General features: G+C 62.5%; 3 protein-coding genes. All 3 read right to left on the reverse strand.

Annotated features, from left to right (window positions below; all coding sequences use genetic code 11):
* Positions 1 to 190 (reverse strand): CoA-transferase (locus EOA33_RS31345; protein ID WP_281033580.1); only part of this gene is annotated, 190 nt, incomplete at its 3' end.
* Positions 187 to 1,044: a CoA transferase subunit A gene (locus EOA33_RS31350; RefSeq protein ID WP_127407391.1), complete on the reverse strand. Its 858-nt coding sequence runs from the start codon at positions 1,042 to 1,044 to the stop codon at positions 187 to 189. The genes EOA33_RS31350 and EOA33_RS31345, both read right to left, overlap by 4 nt.
* A 208-nt stretch (positions 1,045 to 1,252) precedes the next feature.
* Positions 1,253 to 2,657 (reverse strand): aldehyde dehydrogenase family protein (locus tag EOA33_RS31355; protein WP_127407392.1); only part of this gene is annotated, 1,405 nt, incomplete at its 5' end.

Genomic DNA, 2,657 nt, shown 5'->3' on the forward strand with positions numbered 1-2,657 from the left:
CCTCAGGCGCGGTGCCGATGGTGCCGCTCTCATAGATCAGCGTGATGTCGGGCGCATGGGTCAGCCGCGCGACGTTGCAGGCGGCCGATGGCGCGCCGATGCCGACGAAGCAGACATCGTCGCTTTTCAACGCGCGGCTGGCGGCGATCGTCATCATCTCGTTGGGGGTGAAGCCCTTCGTGTCGCTCATGCGGCTTTCCTCAGATGTCCGACGCGGCCGGCAAAGTCGTCGGCGCTGCTCTCGATGACATTCTTCTGCATCCACGCCTGGAAGCGGTCGCGGTCAGCGGCGATCTCATCCCATTCGAGATAGGCGGCGTTGTCGCGCTCATAATAGCCATGCGTGTAGGACGGGTGCGAGCCGCCCGGCACGACCGAAATCGCAGCGATCGTCCAGTTCGGCAGCACGGTGAGGTTGGGGTGGAGGTCGTCGAAATTGTCGACCACTTCCTCGACCGTCACGACGGCGCGCTTTGCGGCCAGCACCGCCTCCTTCTGGATGCCGATAATGCCTTCGACCAGCACGTTGCCTTTGCGGTCCGCCTTCTGCGCATGGATGAAGGTGACGTCCGGACTTATCGCCGGGACGGCGGCCAGCACCTCGCCGGTGAACGGGCAGGTGACGGATTTGATGTTCGGATTGACCGCGGCAAGTCCGGCGCCGCGATAGCCGCGAAACACCGCGCAGGGCAGGCCGGCCGCACCCGCCTCATAAGCGTTGGCCATGCCGGCATGGCTGTGCTCCTCGACCTCGATCTCGCGCGGAAAACCATTCTCGATGGCGTCTCGGGCTCGTCTCAGCAGGCCGACGCCGGGGTTGCCGAGGTAGGAGAAGACGATTTTCCTCGCCATGCCCATGCCGATCATCTGATCATAGATCAGGTCGGGCGTCATGCGGATCAGCGTCAGGTCGCGAAAGCCCTGGCGGATCGCCTCATGCGCGGCGGCGGTGGGGATCAGATGGGTAAAACCCTCGAAGGCGACCGAGTCGCTGTTGTTCAGGTTCTCCGCAACGGCCTGTGTGAGCGGCAGCAACTTGACCATCGCAGGAACTCCAAAAAGTGGGACATGCATGCAGGGATCTGCACGCTTTTTAAAGCGGTTGCCCGCGCCATCTTCGATGTCGTCTCATGTTAGAAGCGCCCTGCCGGTGGGGAGGAACCGGCAGGGCTTGCCGCCCATACGTCGCGACCGTGGCGCCGGGACATCACAGCCAAGCGTGGCTTCGCGCGGCGACCTCTTCGCTGGCTGCCTACTCGACTTCGAACGTCACGCCTTGGGCGAGCGGGAGGCTGCGACCATAATTGATGGTATTGGTTGCCCGACGCATATACGCCCTCCAAGCGTCCGAGCCGGATTCACGGCCGCCGCCAGTTTCCTTTTCGCCGCCGAACGCGCCACCGATTTCGGCGCCGGAGGGGCCGATGTTCACATTGGCGATGCCGCAGTCGGAACCTCGCACAGAAAGAAAAATCTCGGCCTCCCGCAGGTCATTGGTGAAGATGGATGACGACAGACCTTGCGGCACGGCGTTGTGCAGCCGCAGCGCCTCATCGAAATCACTGTAACGGATCACGTAGAGGATAGGGGCGAAAGTCTCTTTTTCAACCGAACCTGTCTGCTCGGCGATCTCTACAAGCGCAGGGCGGACATAATAGGCTTCCTTGCCGAAGCCGGCATCGACTCGCTCACCGCCGAAGACCTTACCGTCACCAGCCTTGGCTTCGGAGAGTGCCGACTGCTGGGCGTCGTAGGCTGACTTGTCAATTAAGGGGCCAATGAGGTTTCCCGATTCGAGAGGGTTGCCGACCGAAACGGAGGCATAGGCCTTCTTCAATCGTGGAATGAAGCTGTCATAGACCCTGTCATGCACGAACAAGCGCCGCAGCGAAGTGCAGCGTTGCCCGGCGGTGCCCATCGCTGAGAAGGCAATGCCGCGTAGGGTCAGGTCTAGATCCGCGGTAGCGGTGACGATTGCCGCATTGTTCCCACCCAGCTCCAGGATTGAGCGACCGAAACGGGAGGCGACGCGAGGACCGACCGCGCGACCCATCGCCGTCGAACCGGTGGCGGAGAGCAGCGGCACCATCGGATGGTCGACCAGCACCTCGCCGATATCACGGGCGCCGATCAGTACCGTCGCAAGTCCATGTGGGACGCTTCCGCCTTCATCCTGGAAGCGCTTGACCGCCCGGCCGAACAAGGCATGAGCCGCTAGCGCGGTTAGCGGCGTCTTCTCCGAGGGCTTCCAGACGACGGAGTTCCCGCAGACAAGGGCAAGCGCCGCGTTCCACGACCATACGGCGACTGGGAAGTTGAACGCCGAGATGATGCCGGTGACGCCGAGCGGATGCCAGGTTTCCATCATGCGGTGCTCGGCACGCTCGGTAGCGATCGTCAAGCCGTACAACTGACGCGACAGGCCGACGGCGAAGTCGCAGATGTCGATCATCTCCTGGACCTCGCCCAAGCCCTCCGAAGAGATCTTCCCCACTTCTATCGAGACAAGACGTCCGAGGTCAGCCTTGGCCACCCTGAGTTGCTCGCCAAGCAAACGGATCAGTTCGCCGCGCTTAGGCGCGGCGAACTGATCCGTTTGCTTGGCGAGCAACTCAGGGTGGCCAAGGCTGACCTCGGACGTCTTGTCTCGATAGAAG

This window comes from Mesorhizobium sp. M4A.F.Ca.ET.050.02.1.1, assembly GCF_003997725.1.
Classification (GTDB): domain Bacteria; phylum Pseudomonadota; class Alphaproteobacteria; order Rhizobiales; family Rhizobiaceae; genus Mesorhizobium.